This is a genomic window from Enterococcus sp. LJL51 (assembly GCF_049894025.1).
In the GTDB taxonomy this organism is placed as follows: domain Bacteria; phylum Bacillota; class Bacilli; order Lactobacillales; family Enterococcaceae; genus Enterococcus_L.
This window is the reverse complement of record NZ_JBNEQE010000009.1, coordinates 80,775-95,797: the sequence shown is the minus strand read 5'-3', so window position 1 is coordinate 95,797 and position 15,023 is coordinate 80,775. Positions and strand designations below refer to the sequence as shown.

Here is a 15,023-nt window from a genome sequence, read left to right as displayed (position 1 = left end):
CACTTCTCATTTCAAAGTATTTGCTGTCTGTCTACTTAAATAGTTCCGAAGCGGTCAAACGGCCAAAGGACAAATTTTACATTGCCAAGTATATCTTTTTTATTTACGAAGCCAATCATTCGTCCATCCTTAGAGTTTCTTCGATTGTCTCCCATAACAAAATATTCCCCTTCCGGTACCTTTTCAGCATCGATTTGTTCAAGAGAAAAATCGTACGTCAGCGGTCCGCCGTCAGTCAGTTCTGATTTAAACTTATCCAAATAAGGTTCCTTTACTTCTTCACCATTTACATACAACGTATCGTTTTTATACTCAATCGTTTCTCCTGGCAAACCGATAACTCGTTTTATATAAATCTTATTTGAGCTGTCAGGTGCCGGAAACGTCACAATATCAAAACGATCGATTCCTGTATTTTTCAAGGCGATGACCCGTTCACCATCAGCCAGTGTTGGATCCATTGAATGTCCTTTTACGACAACAGGGGTAAATACAAATTGCCTAAGCAGAAATAAAACTGCTGCAAGGCCTACAAAAAACGCAATGGTTTTTAACATCTCTTTTGATTTCAACATGATTCCTCCAAAAAACTTACTTTCTATAGTTTACCATATTCACTCTTTACTCACCAAACATATTATCTGTATTTATAAATAATTAAAGCTTCTTGTAAATTCTACACCATACGAACATAAAGTCAACTTATCAAATCCAATAGCTTGTTATATTTTATTATTTTTATCTATGAGAAAATAATAAAACAACTGTTTATTTAAGAAAGAAGCATGTTATAATAATATGAAGTTGAACACTGGCAGATACAACTCCTGTCATTCATACAACTGATTTCTAATCATTATTCTAGAAATAAAACTGTTGTTTATTCCACAGTGTTACTTAGTAATTAGAAGTGATTGGATTGACTACACATTTCTGTAGTCAGCTTCAAAACGATTATTTTATAGAAATGAGGAGTTCAAATGAAAAAGGGTATAATTTTAAGTTTTGCAGCATTATGTGGGGTAATGCTTACTGGGTGCAGCCGGACGGATGATGCAAAAATAAATGCACTGGAAGAGCGGATTGAAAAGCTTGAGCAGAAAAGCAGCCGTTGGGATGATAATCTTCTTGTAGATGAGAGTGACGAAAGCAGCTCTGAAAGTGAGCCAGAAGAAAGCAGTACAGATGAAAGCAGTTCAAAGAGTTCTTCAAAAGAGTCTAGTTCAAGTACAGAATCATCGACTAAGGAAAGCTCCAACACAGCCTCCAAGAAATCTGCTGACGATGTTATTGTTTTAGACGTTGGTGAAACTGGCCAATTTTCTGGTGAAATTATTATCGGAGAAGATTTAGATGCAGGAGCTTATGACATTATTCCAGTCAGCAGCAGCAGCGATTCCTTTAAGCTTTATAAGGATGAAGCGGCTCGTGAAGAAGGGGATTACAAATTTGAATGGCTCTTCCCTGCTGACGAAGACGATCCAGAAGGCGACAGCTTGAAAAATTATGTTTTAAGAGAAGGCAATATTTTAGAAATTGATACGACGATGGAATTTACTAGAGTTCGTTAAGCATGATAGAACAGGCAGCAAATCAATCCGGACCTTCCTATTGATTTGCTGCTTTGTTTTTTACATAAATGATTAAGACTTTGAAAATTTCATTGTAAAAAGAGTGACGTAAAAAGAAACATTTGGTACACTAGAAGAAAATTCAACGACTGGAGAGGTCATCATGTTTATTTCATTTGGCCAGTATATCGGATTAATTATTTTAACCATTCTGATGATTGTCTTAATTATTTATCTGACGCTTACTGGAGGAAGAAAAGAAAAACAGGCGAAGCTGAGAGCAAAAATTGCCAATCGATTTGGTGAAACTTCAGCAGCTCCTTCTACCGAACAAAATTATGGCTACCCCTATAATGAACCAGCTGACTATGAATCAGTTCAGACACCTGAGTATACTAATCAGGATGCTTATTATACAAATTATCCAGAAGACAGCTATCAGGATTATCCAGAGAAGCAAAACTATTATGAACCGAATCAGACAACTGAAAATGACTATCAAAACAGCTACTACAGCGATGATTACGGTCAGGAGGATAATTACACTGATTCTTCCTATGAAAATCAAAATCAGCCAGCTGATTATACTGAAGAAAATAGTCATAGTAGTGAGCACTATGACTCGTTTGCCAATTCCGAACAGTATCCGGATCACTCCTCTGATTACTATTCTCATCCTGAGAATCCTTCTGATAACTTGTACAACCAGCAAACACAATACTATGATTATAATGATGAAACAGAAGAAAGAGATGACCGGTAAATCGGTCATCTCTTTCTTTATTAGACTAGGGTAAAACAAGCTAAAATCCTGATAAAAAAGATTTTATTTCAAATTTTGTTGGTAAGACAAACAAACTGAATAAAATCGCAAAGCTTGAAACAAGTGCAGGAATTCCATGATGCTATTTCAAGTTCTTTTAGTTAAAGAATAATCTGGGGAGATAGTCACCTGTTCTTTCTTTTTAAATATTTTTCTTCAAGCGCAGACGTTTGGCAATTTTTTCTATCAAAAATAAGGCTGGCAGCTGGGACGTCAACTCAATTGTTTTGTCATGATTATCACTTGTTTTATAGATAGTTTCCCGATTGATCCCATAAGGAATATTTAAATCCGACAGCCTGCCAATCGTTGAGCTATCACTATTGGTAATGGAGATAATCGGACATTTTTTTGTATTCAGCCGCTTAATATAGTGAATGATTTCCTTTGTTTCTCCAGTGACAGATAAAGCAATCACACAAGTATTCTGCAAAATATCATCAGGAAACCACTCAATGGGATAATTTGACGGGTCTTCAATCCGCAGGGCAGTCTGAGACAAATTAGTAAAATATAACGAACCGTACCCTGCAATCATTTCAGAAGAACCTGAACCTAAAAACAAAACTAATCCCTTATCAGACAACAACTCCACTGCCCGCTCAATCTTTCCCTGCAAAAAAGGTTCATTGACCCGTTCCAAAAAATGAATATACTGCCGTTCATCTACGTCAGCTACCTTTGCCTTATGAAGAGATTCTGTATAAAGCTGCAGTTTTACTTTAAACTCAGAAAAACCATTGCATTCAAATTTGTGACAAAAACGCTGGATACTGGCAGTGCTTGTATGGGTTTCTTCAGCTAAATCTCTAATCCGCATATAGGAAACTGTTTTCAAATTATTAGCAACGTAGTGATAAATTTCATATTCTAAAGGATTTAACTCCGGAATATAATCTAAAAATAACATCCCTCTATCTCCGTCCTTTCGGTCACAGGCTGTGACAGATTTGTCAAATATATCAAGAAAACGATAGATGTGACAACCCTATGAAAGCGTATAACATTGTGATTTTATGGTGGTATACTCCATTATAGATGGCGCGCATCAAATCTGCAATATACAGGAGGAACTATATGAATATAGAATTTCCCCCCACTTTTTTCTGGGGAGCAGCCAGTAGTGCCACACAGGCTGAAGGACGAGAAGCAAACGACGGTAAGGGCGAAAACATTTGGGACTACGCCTCAAAGGAATTCAACTTCCGTTTCTATGACGGCGTTACTACCGAGCATACCTCTTATTTTTACAGAGATTATCAGAAAGATATCCAAAAAATGAAAGACATTGGCTTTAACTCATTTAGAACCTCTATCTCATGGTCCAGACTTTTTCCTGAAGGTACAGGAGAAGTCAATCCAAAGGCTGTTGCCTTTTACAATCACATGATTGATGAAATGCTGTCGCAGGGAATTGAACCATTTATCAATCTCTATCATTTCGATATGCCTATGAAGCTTCAGGAAATCGGCGGTTTTGAAAACCGGCTGGTAATTGAAGCCTACAAAGCTTACGCTGAAACCTGTTTCCAGCTGTTTGGCGACCGTGTGAAGTACTGGTTTACCTTTAACGAGCCAATGATTCCGGCTGAAGCTGGTTATCTCCATGATCGGCATTATCCCTATATTGTTGACTTTAAGCGAGCAGCTACAGTTCTTCATCATATTGTTCTTGCTCATTGCGAAGCAGTCAATGTGTATCGAAAAATGGATTTGACAGGAAAGATTGGTATTATTATGGATGTGATTCCTGTTTACCCACGCAGTCAGAATCCTGCTGATTTACTGGCAGCGGAAATGGCAGACCTTTTTTATACCAAGAGTATTAATGATGCTATTTTAAAAGGGAAGTATCCGGAAAAGCTAAAAGAAGTATTAACCGCTTATGATCAGCTGCCGAATGTTACCAAGGAAGATCTTTCACTGATTGCAGCAACAACTATTGACTTGCTGGGAATTAATTATTATCGGCCGAGAAGAGTCAAAGCCAGAGAAAGTCTACCGAATCCCGATGGTGTTTTTTCTCCTGAGTGGTTTTTTGATAACTATGAAATGCCGGGACGCCGTATGAATACCTCCCGCGGGATTGAGATTTATCCAAAGGGAATCTATGATATTGCAAAAAAAATTCAAAATGAATACGGGAATATCGACTGGTTTGTTTCAGAAAATGGTATTGGCATTCAGGATGAAGAAGCTTTTATTGAGGATGGTGTTGTTCAGGATGATTACCGGATCAATTTTTTAAAGGAACACCTGACCTACCTCCATCAGGCAATGGCAGAAGGTGCCAACTGTTTAGGCTATCATATGTGGACCTTTGCTGACTGCTGGTCTTGGGGAAATGCTTATAAAAACCGCTATGGATTTTACCGTTTGGATTTAGAAACCGGAGAGAAAAACTGTAAAAAATCCGGCTATTGGTTTAAACAAGTGACTGAACAACATGGGTTTGATTAGAAAAGGAGTGATTTCTAATGATGAAAATGTTTGATAATCTTGCAACAAGGCTGCTGCCAATTGCGAACGCGATTGGCAATCAGCGTCATCTGCAGGCGATTCGAAATGGACTGATTTCAATTCTTCCATTAACAATCGTCGGCTCATTCTTTACAATATTACTGAATCTGCCAATTGAAGGCTACTCGGACATGGTTGCTCCGTATCTGCAGGCTCTGGACGTTCCTTTCCGCTTTACCGTGGGGCTGATGTCTCTATATGCCTCGTTTACAATCGGTGCATTTCTAGGCAGCACTTACAAGCTGGATAAAATCACCAGCGGCTTTCTATCGATGTTGGCAACTTTACTGATGGTTGTCCCGATAAATCTTCAAGAAGGGGTCGATACAGTTGGAAATGCTGTAACCGCCGGCAGGTATATCCCTATCACGCCTTTGGGCTCTCAAGGACTCTTTGGTGCAATTGTAGCAGCACTTATTTCAGTAGAAATCTACCGGTTTACAAAAGAAAAAAATCTGGAAATCAAAATGCCGGCAGGCGTACCGCCAGTTGTTGGAGAATCCTTTGCGGCACTTTTACCAACCCTAGTAGTTATTTTATTATTTTGGATTCCAAGACACTTCTTTAATTTCAATTTAAATGAGCTGCTAAGCTTAGCCATTTCACCGCTGAAAGGCTTTTTAACAGGAAACAATTTATTCGGCGGAATTATTACTCAATTTATGATTTGTCTTTTCTGGGCATTGGGAATTCACGGTCACGCAGTTTTAGGTCCAGTCATTCGCCCATTCTGGGATCAAGCAATCATTGAAAATGCCGAGCTATTTCAAAATGGTACTGATGCTTTCCATTTGCCAAACATTTTTACCGAGCAGTTTTATCAGTGGTATGCACAAATGGGTGGTACCGGCGCTACGCTAGCCTTGGTTGTTTTATTCCTCTTCTCACGCTCTAAATATTTAAAACAGCTGGGAAGACTGTCTATCCTGCCGGGAATATTTAATATCAATGAGCCTGTGATTTTCGGTGCGCCAATTGTAATGAATCCACTGCTTGCAATTCCTTTTATCTTAGTGCCGATTGCAAATACGATTCTTGTTTATATCGTTACCGTTTTAGGCTGGATGCCAAAAATGATGGTCAAGCCGCCTTTCTCAATCCCAGCCCCTCTCGGAGCATTAATCACCTCCAACTGGAACTGGGTCGCCTGTGTCATGGTGTTTGTCTGCTTCATCGTCTCCCTTTTAATTTACTATCCGTTTTTCAAAGCGTTTGAAAAAATGCAGGTGGAACAGGAAACGGCTGCTGAAGAGCGCGCTGTTGAAGAGCAATAGCCTACTGTGTAAGGAGTAAAAGCTATGAATTATTTTCTATATATGCTAGTCATTTTAGTAACACATTACATTGCTGAAAACTATCTAAAGAAAATGACAGTTTCTTTTATGAAGCTTTTAGGGCTTATTTTCTTTATCCTATTAGCTTTGGCCATAATCAGTACAGTTATTCATAGCATTGTGCCGATTATTTTAGGAACGTTAATCAGTGCTGTATTACTACAAACGGTTTACTTGAAACGAACAGTACTAAAAAAATAAAGAAGTGTGCGCCTGTCGAATGGACAAGCGCACACTTTTATTACTGAATAAGTAATAACTAAGAATAGTTTATTTCAGCTTTCATTCGTTTAGACATTATTTCCACCTACTATTACCTGCTTCTTTTGTTCTATACATCGGCACCATAACATCATTACGAAGCAATTTCCATAAGTTTGGTTTTATTGCTTGAAGCTGACACCTTCTGCTCCAAGCTCTTCCTCAATCAGATTCAACCGGCCCTGCTTCAGCTCATATTGTTGGTTGGCAATGGCCAAGGTTGTTGCACGATGTAAAACCAGCAACACGGTTTTATTCTTCATTCCAGCCTGCAGTGTTCTCAAAATTGCCTGTTTGTTCACGTAATCCAAATTACTGATTGGCTCATCCTGTATAACAAAACAGACGTTTATCGATCATTAATATCACCAATCTCAATAGAACTATTCAGCCGCTGTTTCTTTCCCTTTAGATACCAGCTCAATCCAATCACATGGATAACATAAATTGCTGCCATTGTCATTCGCATGATTAGATTATCAACTAAAAGACAAGGAATTAAAAAGACAATAAAAATAACTAAAAACATTTTTATCATATTTGGTGTAGAGATATTCTTATCAAGAATCGGGTCTTTCACATATCTCCGGTATTTCTCTGACTGAATAAATTTGCTGTAAAGCTTTTCCGAGCTCCTCAGCCATAAAAAACCTGTCAAAAGATAAAAAACAGTTGTTGGTAAAAAAGGTAGAAAAATCCCCAGTGTTCCTAAGGCGAAAGAAATAGCTCCCAGCCCAATAAATAGATATTTTTTCATTTTATTTCTTCGTATCCTCTCTGCTTATCGCAACTGTTGAGACTCTGACTGTTTTCTACAGAAAGCTTCGTATGCGAAACATTGCTGTTCAGCTAACAAACAGCAACTAAGAAATAATGCATTTCTAACAGTCCTTTTGCTAAGTATAGCACAAAAAGATCGCAGTAAGAATGATTATCATTATTTAAAAATAGAGTTATTTTAACGAACCAGATACTTGTAAAATTCCATCCATTCTTTGACGATATTTACTTCTGAATATTTTTTTGAAGCCTCTATTGATTTCTCCTGATAAATCTGAATTTTTTCGGCTAAGCCTACTCGATCCTTTAATTGCCGATTCATATCATCAAAATCTGCAGCCTTCATGTAGAAGCCCTCGAGAATCCCTGCATACAGCTCCAAATCTCTTAACATCACAGGAACCCCACAGTTGAAGGCTTCTAAAATACTCATTGGAAATAATTCTGCATAAGACGGCAGTAAAAAAAGATCTGCGCTATTATAATAACTGTTCATTTCAGTACGAGGAACAATGCCTGGGAAGTATAAATTAGCAGGTGGTTTTTCTACAATTTGTTTGTAGACACCATATCCATCCGTCATTCTTCCAAAAGAAAAGCCGCCGGTCCAAACAAATTGAAGGGTCGGATTTTCCTCAGCAAGCTTTATAAAGTCAGCGATTCCTTTTCTGGATTGAATTTGTCCCACACCAAGTATGATGAAATCCTTTGCGGTAAAGCCTAGCTCTGCTTTTATTTTTGTACGTTCTTCTATGTCTACTATTTTGTAAAACTCTTTTGAATTAACAAAATTAGGGATGTATTTAATTGAATCCCCGTTAAATCCCAGTACCTCCAGCTTTTGAATAAACTCAGGATTGACTACGACTAAAATATCCATTCTGCGATAGAACCACAGAAGGTAGCGTACAAACAATACTTTTAGCGGCCAAACCAATTTTAAGCTCCCCTCCAGGGTTTCAGGAATAAAATGAACATGCCCAACCTGAACACCTCGTTTCTTTTTTTGAAAGGTCGCCAGAAAAAACAGCGGATTAATTGTATGATAATGAGAGATATCTGATTTGGAATATTTATTAATATGTATATCAAAGTCATCGGAAAATAGCTTTTTCCACATTTGAATTAAATCTTCATAGGCACTTCCGACTCCTTGCCCCTGCACAGTGTCCGCTTTTGAAAACATCGCAATTTTAATTGTCACCTCAAATATCCTCCCTTAATAAATAAATCAAATCTAATTTGGATAAAATTAAGAAGATGCGAGTCATGATTTTATCCCTTGAAGCAGAACCAATTTGCATAGTTATATTTTCAATTGGATAGCCAGCTGTCTTAAGGAAATCAAGCTTTTCCTGATCTGTTTCCATGATTTCATTTTCTTCAAAAAGATCTGAATATTTACCTTGATTCTCACTTGTTTTCGGGTACTGCCGCTGAAAATAAGTATTTAATTCCGTTGTTGAAATTTTTACATGATCTACATTAAACATTCTCTAACCGCTCCTGTTCCCATACTCACCTCTTTTACTAGTAAAAACAAAGCAAGCTGAAAAGAAGTGAAAAAATGATTTTTTCTAAAGCCTCAACCACCGCTGATACTATTTGCAGATTATATCAGCTTTTAGGCTAATTAAAGCTTATCAATTAATTCTTACCAAACTCTTGCAGAAATCTTGCCTGTTCCTGACAAAATGGTCATCAAATACTGGTTTTCTTTTTTAGAGAAAATAGCAGCAGGGATTTTGATTAAGCACAATCAAAATCCCTGCTGCTATTTAAAATAATCTTATTTTATACAAATAAAGCTTAACTGCCTTTGATAAAGATCCTAGTTTTCTCATAAGCCAGTTGCGTCAAGACTTTACCGCTGTGTTCCTTTTACTTGGAGGTCCCAGAGCACTTATTGAACACAAAGCATTAAACCTAGATTAACTAACTTGTATCTTTAAGCTTGACACTTTTCTCACGACTTCAGCTTTACTCCCAAATAATTGGAATTCTTAAATCGGCAATATAATAGTGTCCACGAGGCTGAATTTGAATCCAAATATCCAAATATTCTGTGCCTGGCTCAATATTCTCCCATTTCATCCGATCTGATTTCTTCGTCATTTCAGAATTTTGGTCAAAAGATGGGTTATTTGAATATCCGCTCCATTCTTCTCCATCAAAGTGATGGGAAAGTATAATAGGCAGTGTGGTTTCATAGTCATTATTCTCTTCACTTAGATAGATGGTTGGCAAGCTTCCAGCAGTTTCAATGCAGATAGATTCCAATGAAGCAATTTCATCTAATGCTGATATATCAAGCAATGGAAGCTTCTCTTTCACATCCTCTATGCCATTCATATTTCCGCTGACGTAATATAAGTCTTTCAATTCTGTCCAACCCTTTAATACATTCAAGTCTTTAATCCCATGAGTATAGCCTAAATCAGCAAATTGATCCTCTAAAGATAAAGACTTCACGCCTTGCATTTCTTTTAAGGGAGTTACATCAATTAGAGGAGCATTAATTTGAAGACTTTCAGCTGAAATATACTCAATTCCTTCTAAGCTTGAGCTTTTTGGTTTGACTTCATTGACATCAATGCTAAAAGAATCAAAAACATCCGACGTTTCTAGTAGTCGTTTAGGTAAATAGTGATAATTAGAAAAATTGTACACCTCTTCTTGAGTAATTATTTCATTGCCTTCGGGATCTCCTGCTTCTAAAACAGACAATACACTGTTCTTTACATCCTCATTTGGAATAGAAACATACGTCTCATTTGCTGTACCAGCTACTCCAAGCCCAACCGTAAATAATGCAACTGCTGCCGCACTACTGAAAAACACTTTTTTCATATTCATTTTATCAATCCTTTCTTTTATCTAAGATAAGCGTACCACACTTATTACATGAAATAAATTCCAAAAATTGTAATTTTATGATATTTTTTTGAAAAAATAATCATTATCATTTTAATTAATAAATAATGTATATAAAAAAAGATAGGGCATACCGCCCTATCCTCAAACATGAAATATTGTTCATACCACTATTTCTATTTATTTTTTTCCCTTTTTCATCAGAACAATTTTATCCACATTTAACGATTTGTTTACTGGTATCAATTTAGAAACTAAATCATCAAATATCTCATCAATCGTTTCTATATTTAATATGTCTGAATTAAATATCCCTAATAAGCAACTATAGAAGAGCTCTTGTTCTTTTACAATTTCTTCATAATTACTCCTGTATATATCAAATATGTGGATTAGACACTCTACTGTTAAGAAAGTAACTCTTGTAGGAATTTTATCTTCTAAGTTATCTTTAAAGTATTCATTTAGAGTCACCTTTTGACCTTCTTTAAAATTATTTGAAATAAAAATATGTTTACTTAAATACCTAGAATCGCAAAATGAATGGATATATTTATTCTTATTAATTTTTTCAACATAATCTTTAGCTTTTCGTTTTTCATTGCTATTCAAATTATATCCATCATCTTTTTTGTTAAATTTGCAATCAAAAGAAAATGCTTCACTTGCATTTATTCCTTCGGTATCACGTGCTGAAATTGCAAAAATACCTTCTGGGTATGCTTTACCTTTTTTTTCTTTCCCCCACTTCAAGCTATTTGGCATCATATCCTTTAGTATAGCGAATACATCATCTTCAAAGTCGTCTTCTGTATACCCCTCTCTCTGATCATTAATAAATACCTTCTTCAAAGATTTGATTGCATAGTCTGCAGCTATCGTAGATCTCTTTTTCTGTTGTAAAAAGAAATCATTTAGTAACTCTTTTATCTCTACAGAAGCTTCAGCCTCCTGTTTCATAGTTAACAGTTCTCCAAAACTAAGTGCAAACAATCCTTTCTCTTTTAAATTATCTACTTCACGACGCTGAACTCCCACAGTTACTATTATTATTGGAGTTAATGATTTCACTAAATATTCAGTTTCTTTACGAGATAAACTTGAATATACTATTAATAATTGGATTAATTCATTAGAATCAACCCGTCTTAATAATTTAAAGTTGAAGAGCCGTTCTCCTACTTTTATATTACTCTCAGTTTTTTCATCATGAAACTTAAGTGCACTACATAATTGCGTAATGGCAGATTTAGTAACATTTTTTTTATCTATTTCGATTTCATTAGTTTCTTTAGTAATATAATCACTGGAACCACAGAAACATTCTTTTGAAGGATTAAGTTCAGAAAAGTCTTCCTTACAAGTATTACAGAAATATTCAGTCTTAAAAACCGAAAATAAAAATTTTAAAGCTTTTAGTTCTTCCAACATTAGTTTATCAGCTTTATCTATATCTTCTTCTCTTGAAATCCCCATTAAATAATCAATTTTTTCAGCTTTACCAGTTTCAAAAACTGTGTTTGATATTCTTCTTAACAAAGGAATTCCAAAATAACTTTGAAAGACATTTTCAAATTTCTCTTTGATTCTTCTATCAAATTTCCCATCATTATATAAAAAAATAACATCACCATCATTAGTACTCGTTGGACGAATAATCCTTTTATGTCCATTTATATTGACTGAAAGAGATTTTATATTTTTAAGACTTTTAAAAGAAATAATTCCTTTATCATCTAATTCCTTTGTAGCCTCTATAATGCTTCTTGAATCATTTTTAAGACTAATTTCTGGCATATTTACTAAACTGGAATTATGAAATGTAATTTCATTAACATAAAATTCTTCACAAGCTTGTTCAAAATTTTTATTTACAGGTTTACCTTGTAAAAAAGCTTCTCGTACTTTATGCTCGCAATAATTATTGAAGACCTCTTCTTCTATATTGGATATCTTTGCATCAAACTCGTTTTCAAAGTACTCTATTAACCTTTCCTTATCAGTAAGCGTTGCTTTTTTTATTTCTAACAATTTCTTTTTCATATCCAGCGACAACAGCAAGGATTCTACTTCTTTATTTCTAACTGCTTCATCAAAATCAGGAATTGTTAAGTCTCCTTTTTGTCTATAAATATGCAAAATAATAATCTTGTTTACTATAGATATAGAATGTACTTTATAAAATAGGTTCCTATTTTTATTGCTAATTTTTTCTGTAAATTTTTCAAGCCCTTTGATTTCATTAAATGTCTGAAATATTTTTTCTAGAATTTTTTTGTCTCCGTTTATCTGATAGAAATCTCCAGAACCTTTTTGAGTCCATAAATAATCTATGAAAATGTTTACAATTTTTTTCTCACTTTTTTCAAATATTTCTAATAGTTGAGTAATAGCAGCAATGTAATCTCCTTGAATCTCAGCCTTATAAACTCGTGCTATCGACTTTTGCTTTCTTGCATAGAAATTAATTAATAATAACCAATAATTAATTTCCTTTTCGGTTAAACTTTCAACAATAATATTCAATTTTTTTTCTTTGGTATCCTCTTCTTTTGCTGCTTCTATTTTTTTCAATTGTAGTATTTCATCAATTGCAGATAAACTACATATTACTAACAAACTATTTTTTAGTTTTTCTTTCTTATCACTTTCAGAAATAATCTGCTCGTAATTCACGTTCAATTCTGTCCAAAAATTTTTTTCAATCTCTACGTCATTAAATTGATAATTCACTAAAGCGCTTGTCACTTAGCTCATCCTTCCTTATTTTTCAAATATATTAATCAATATCTAAAATTTATTATAACATATGAATATTTATTACATACAAAAAACATTAAAAAAACGTATACTTTGCGCATTTATTATAATCATTAAGTATAATAAAAATATTATGCTAGAATTTCCCTTCTGTATGTCATGTTTATTTGCTTATTCTCAAAAGGAACTTGAGCATATATAAAAAAAGATAGGGCATACGCCCTATCTTCAAATAATGAACCCATTATATTTATTCAGCTAATTCTTCAAACTGTGAGTTATAAAGTGATGCGTAGTAGCCGCCTTCGGCTAATAGCTCATCATGTGTTCCTTGTTCTTTAATATCCCCATCCTGCATGTAAAGAATTTTATCAGCATCTTTAATTGTTGAGAGACGATGGGCAATAACAAAGGAGGTCCGACCAGCCATCAAGTTATTCATCGCTTCTTGAATCAGCCCTTCTGTCCGAGTATCAACAGAGGAGGTCGCTTCATCAAGAATCAGAATCGGCTTATCAGCTAAAATTGCCCGGGCAATCGTCAGCAGCTGCTTTTGCCCTTGAGAAATATTGGAAGATTCTTCATTCAATTCCATATTATAACCGCCAGGCAATGTTTGAATAAAGTGATGAACATGGGCAGCTCTTGCTGCAGCATACACTTCTTCATCCGTTGCGTCTAAGCGACCATAGCGAAGATTTTCCATAATGGTTCCTTTAAATAACCAAGTATCCTGCAACACCATCCCGATATTTTTCCGTAAGTCAGCCCGATTGAAGTCCTTAATATTGTAACCATCAATCTTAATCGCTCCGGAGTTTACATCGTAAAAGCGCATCAGCAGCTTAACCATAGTTGTCTTACCTGCTCCTGTTGGCCCCACAATCGCAACAGTTTGTCCCGGTTCCACATGAGAAGTAAAATCATGAATGATGATTTTATCATCAGTATAACCAAAATGAACATGTTCAAAGTCAACCATACCCTTGGCTTTCTCAAGCTTAACAGGGTTTTCAGCAAACTGCGCTTCTTCATCCTCACCAAGGAATTCGAAAACACGCTCTGCCGCTGCTGCCATTGACTGCAGCATATTAGAGACCTGTGCCAGCTGAGCAATTGGCTGTGTCAGGTTACGTACGTATTGGATAAAGGCCTGAATGTCCCCTACTGTAATCGAGCCGTTATAAGCCATAATTCCGCCAAAAATAGCAACTGCTACATAACCCAAGTTACCGACGAAGTTCATAATCGGCTGCATTAACCCAGAAAGAAACTGAGATTTCCACGCTGATTTAAACAGTACATCGTTTTGTTCCTTGAACTCATTCAAAGAATTTTCTTCATCGTTAAACAAACGTACAATGTTGTAGCCGCCGATTGTTTCTTCTACTTTCCCGTTGATAACACCAAGATATTCCTGTTGTGTCTTAAAGTATTTTTGAGAATTTTTCACAACAATCATAATCAGGATAAATGAGATAGGTACAATCAGAATAGAAATTCCTGTCATCTGCACAGAAATCGACAGCATCATTACGATAACCCCGATAATAGTAAAGGTTGAGGTAATCAACTGCGTGATTGACTGGTTCAGTGACTGACCAAGTGTATCTACGTCATTCGTAATCCGCGACAATACTTCACCGGTAGTCCGGCTTTCAAAGTAGTTCATTGGCATACGATCGATTTTTTCAGAAATTTCTTTACGCATGCGGTACGTAATTTTTTGCGAAATCGTTGACATGATCCATCCTTGAATAATTCCAAAAAGGGCTGCAACGAGGTAAAGACCTAACATAAAGAGCAGGATACCGCCGATTTTTTCAAAGTCAATACCGCCAGTACCTTGATATTTCTTAATGAGACCATTGAACAGCTCAGTGATGGCCTTTGATAAAATTTTTGGACCCCAGATATTAAAAACAGTTGAGGCGATTGCAAAAATGATTACAAAGAATACAGGAATTTTATAGGCGCCAATATAGGAAACCAGTTTCTTTATTGTTCCTTTGAAATCCTTTGCTTTTTCTACTGGAGCAATCTGTCCAGGACCGCCGCCGCGACGAGGGCGGTTTTGTTTTTCTTCTGCCATTATTCTTG

General features: G+C 35.7%; 14 protein-coding genes. 5 read left to right on the top strand and 9 right to left on the bottom strand.

Annotated features, from left to right (window positions below):
- Window positions 1-35 precede the first annotated feature (35 nt).
- Window positions 36-578 (bottom strand): signal peptidase I, encoded by a 543-nt coding sequence (gene lepB, locus ACPWSO_RS10070; protein WP_426083020.1) that lies wholly within the window; start codon window positions 576-578, stop codon window positions 36-38.
- A 402-nt stretch (window positions 579-980) separates the two neighbouring features.
- Between lepB and ACPWSO_RS10065 the strand changes: the two genes are divergently transcribed.
- Window positions 981-1,571: a hypothetical protein gene (locus tag ACPWSO_RS10065; protein WP_426082980.1), complete on the top strand. Its 591-nt coding sequence runs from the start codon at window positions 981-983 to the stop codon at window positions 1,569-1,571.
- Window positions 1,572-1,734: 163 nt separating this feature from the next.
- Window positions 1,735-2,334, top strand: coding sequence for a hypothetical protein (locus ACPWSO_RS10060; protein ID WP_426082978.1), 600 nt, complete (start codon window positions 1,735-1,737; stop codon window positions 2,332-2,334).
- A gap of 202 nt (window positions 2,335-2,536) precedes the next feature.
- Here ACPWSO_RS10060 and ACPWSO_RS10055 read toward each other — a convergent pair whose 3' ends face one another.
- Window positions 2,537-3,304: a MurR/RpiR family transcriptional regulator gene (locus tag ACPWSO_RS10055; RefSeq protein WP_426082977.1), complete on the bottom strand. Its 768-nt coding sequence runs from the start codon at window positions 3,302-3,304 to the stop codon at window positions 2,537-2,539.
- 167 nt (window positions 3,305-3,471) lie between these two features.
- Here ACPWSO_RS10055 and ACPWSO_RS10050 point away from each other — a divergent pair, with 167 nt between their 5' ends.
- The 3 genes from ACPWSO_RS10050 to ACPWSO_RS10040 are packed head-to-tail and all read left to right on the top strand — an operon-like array spanning window position 3,472 to window position 6,449.
- Window positions 3,472-4,854, top strand: a complete 1,383-nt coding sequence (locus ACPWSO_RS10050; protein WP_426082975.1) for a glycoside hydrolase family 1 protein — start codon at window positions 3,472-3,474, stop codon at window positions 4,852-4,854.
- Window positions 4,855-4,871: 17 nt separating this feature from the next.
- The gene (locus tag ACPWSO_RS10045) at window positions 4,872-6,188 is read left to right on the top strand and encodes a PTS sugar transporter subunit IIC (RefSeq protein WP_426082973.1); all 1,317 of its coding nucleotides are present in this window, start codon (window positions 4,872-4,874) and stop codon (window positions 6,186-6,188) included.
- 24 nt (window positions 6,189-6,212) lie between these two features.
- Complete coding sequence (locus tag ACPWSO_RS10040; RefSeq protein ID WP_426082971.1) at window positions 6,213-6,449, top strand: hypothetical protein; 237 nt, start codon at window positions 6,213-6,215, stop codon at window positions 6,447-6,449.
- Between the two features lie 182 nt (window positions 6,450-6,631).
- Here ACPWSO_RS10040 and ACPWSO_RS10035 read toward each other — a convergent pair whose 3' ends face one another.
- The 7 genes from ACPWSO_RS10035 to ACPWSO_RS10005 all read right to left on the bottom strand — a co-directional run bounded on the left by ACPWSO_RS10035 (window position 6,632) and on the right by ACPWSO_RS10005 (window position 15,015).
- Complete coding sequence (locus tag ACPWSO_RS10035) at window positions 6,632-6,772, bottom strand: hypothetical protein (RefSeq protein ID WP_426082969.1); 141 nt, start codon at window positions 6,770-6,772, stop codon at window positions 6,632-6,634.
- An 86-nt stretch (window positions 6,773-6,858) separates the two neighbouring features.
- Window positions 6,859-7,266, bottom strand: coding sequence for a YbaN family protein (locus tag ACPWSO_RS10030; protein WP_426082967.1), 408 nt, complete (start codon window positions 7,264-7,266; stop codon window positions 6,859-6,861).
- A 201-nt stretch (window positions 7,267-7,467) separates the two neighbouring features.
- Window positions 7,468-8,475, bottom strand: a complete 1,008-nt coding sequence (locus ACPWSO_RS10025; RefSeq protein ID WP_426083019.1) for a glycosyltransferase family 4 protein — start codon at window positions 8,473-8,475, stop codon at window positions 7,468-7,470.
- A gap of 19 nt (window positions 8,476-8,494) precedes the next feature.
- Window positions 8,495-8,782, bottom strand: coding sequence for a hypothetical protein (locus ACPWSO_RS10020; RefSeq protein ID WP_426082966.1), 288 nt, complete (start codon window positions 8,780-8,782; stop codon window positions 8,495-8,497).
- Between the two features lie 487 nt (window positions 8,783-9,269).
- On the bottom strand, window positions 9,270-10,145 hold the full coding sequence (locus ACPWSO_RS10015; RefSeq protein ID WP_426082964.1) for a hypothetical protein: 876 nt from the start codon (window positions 10,143-10,145) through the stop codon (window positions 9,270-9,272).
- Window positions 10,146-10,343: 198 nt separating this feature from the next.
- A complete protein-coding gene (locus tag ACPWSO_RS10010) occupies window positions 10,344-12,911 on the bottom strand; it encodes a hypothetical protein (protein WP_426082962.1) in 2,568 nt (855 codons plus the stop codon).
- Between the two features lie 262 nt (window positions 12,912-13,173).
- The gene (locus tag ACPWSO_RS10005; protein WP_426082961.1) at window positions 13,174-15,015 is read right to left on the bottom strand and encodes an ABC transporter ATP-binding protein; all 1,842 of its coding nucleotides are present in this window, start codon (window positions 15,013-15,015) and stop codon (window positions 13,174-13,176) included.
- Between the last annotated feature and the right edge of the window lie 8 nt (window positions 15,016-15,023).

Coding starts and splice junctions, on each gene's coding strand:
- ACPWSO_RS10015 (WP_426082964.1), bottom strand. CDS start 10,145: ATGAATATGAAAAAAGTGTTTTTCAGTAGTGCGGCAGCAGTTGCATTA.
- ACPWSO_RS10065 (WP_426082980.1), top strand. CDS start 981: ATGAAAAAGGGTATAATTTTAAGTTTTGCAGCATTATGTGGGGTAATG.
- ACPWSO_RS10005 (WP_426082961.1), bottom strand. CDS start 15,015: ATGGCAGAAGAAAAACAAAACCGCCCTCGTCGCGGCGGCGGTCCTGGA.
- ACPWSO_RS10060 (WP_426082978.1), top strand. CDS start 1,735: ATGTTTATTTCATTTGGCCAGTATATCGGATTAATTATTTTAACCATT.
- ACPWSO_RS10025 (WP_426083019.1), bottom strand. CDS start 8,475: ATGTTTTCAAAAGCGGACACTGTGCAGGGGCAAGGAGTCGGAAGTGCC.
- ACPWSO_RS10055 (WP_426082977.1), bottom strand. CDS start 3,304: ATGTTATTTTTAGATTATATTCCGGAGTTAAATCCTTTAGAATATGAA.
- ACPWSO_RS10045 (WP_426082973.1), top strand. CDS start 4,872: ATGATGAAAATGTTTGATAATCTTGCAACAAGGCTGCTGCCAATTGCG.
- ACPWSO_RS10035 (WP_426082969.1), bottom strand. CDS start 6,772: ATGAAGAATAAAACCGTGTTGCTGGTTTTACATCGTGCAACAACCTTG.
- ACPWSO_RS10050 (WP_426082975.1), top strand. CDS start 3,472: ATGAATATAGAATTTCCCCCCACTTTTTTCTGGGGAGCAGCCAGTAGT.
- ACPWSO_RS10020 (WP_426082966.1), bottom strand. CDS start 8,782: ATGTTTAATGTAGATCATGTAAAAATTTCAACAACGGAATTAAATACT.
- ACPWSO_RS10030 (WP_426082967.1), bottom strand. CDS start 7,266: ATGAAAAAATATCTATTTATTGGGCTGGGAGCTATTTCTTTCGCCTTA.
- ACPWSO_RS10040 (WP_426082971.1), top strand. CDS start 6,213: ATGAATTATTTTCTATATATGCTAGTCATTTTAGTAACACATTACATT.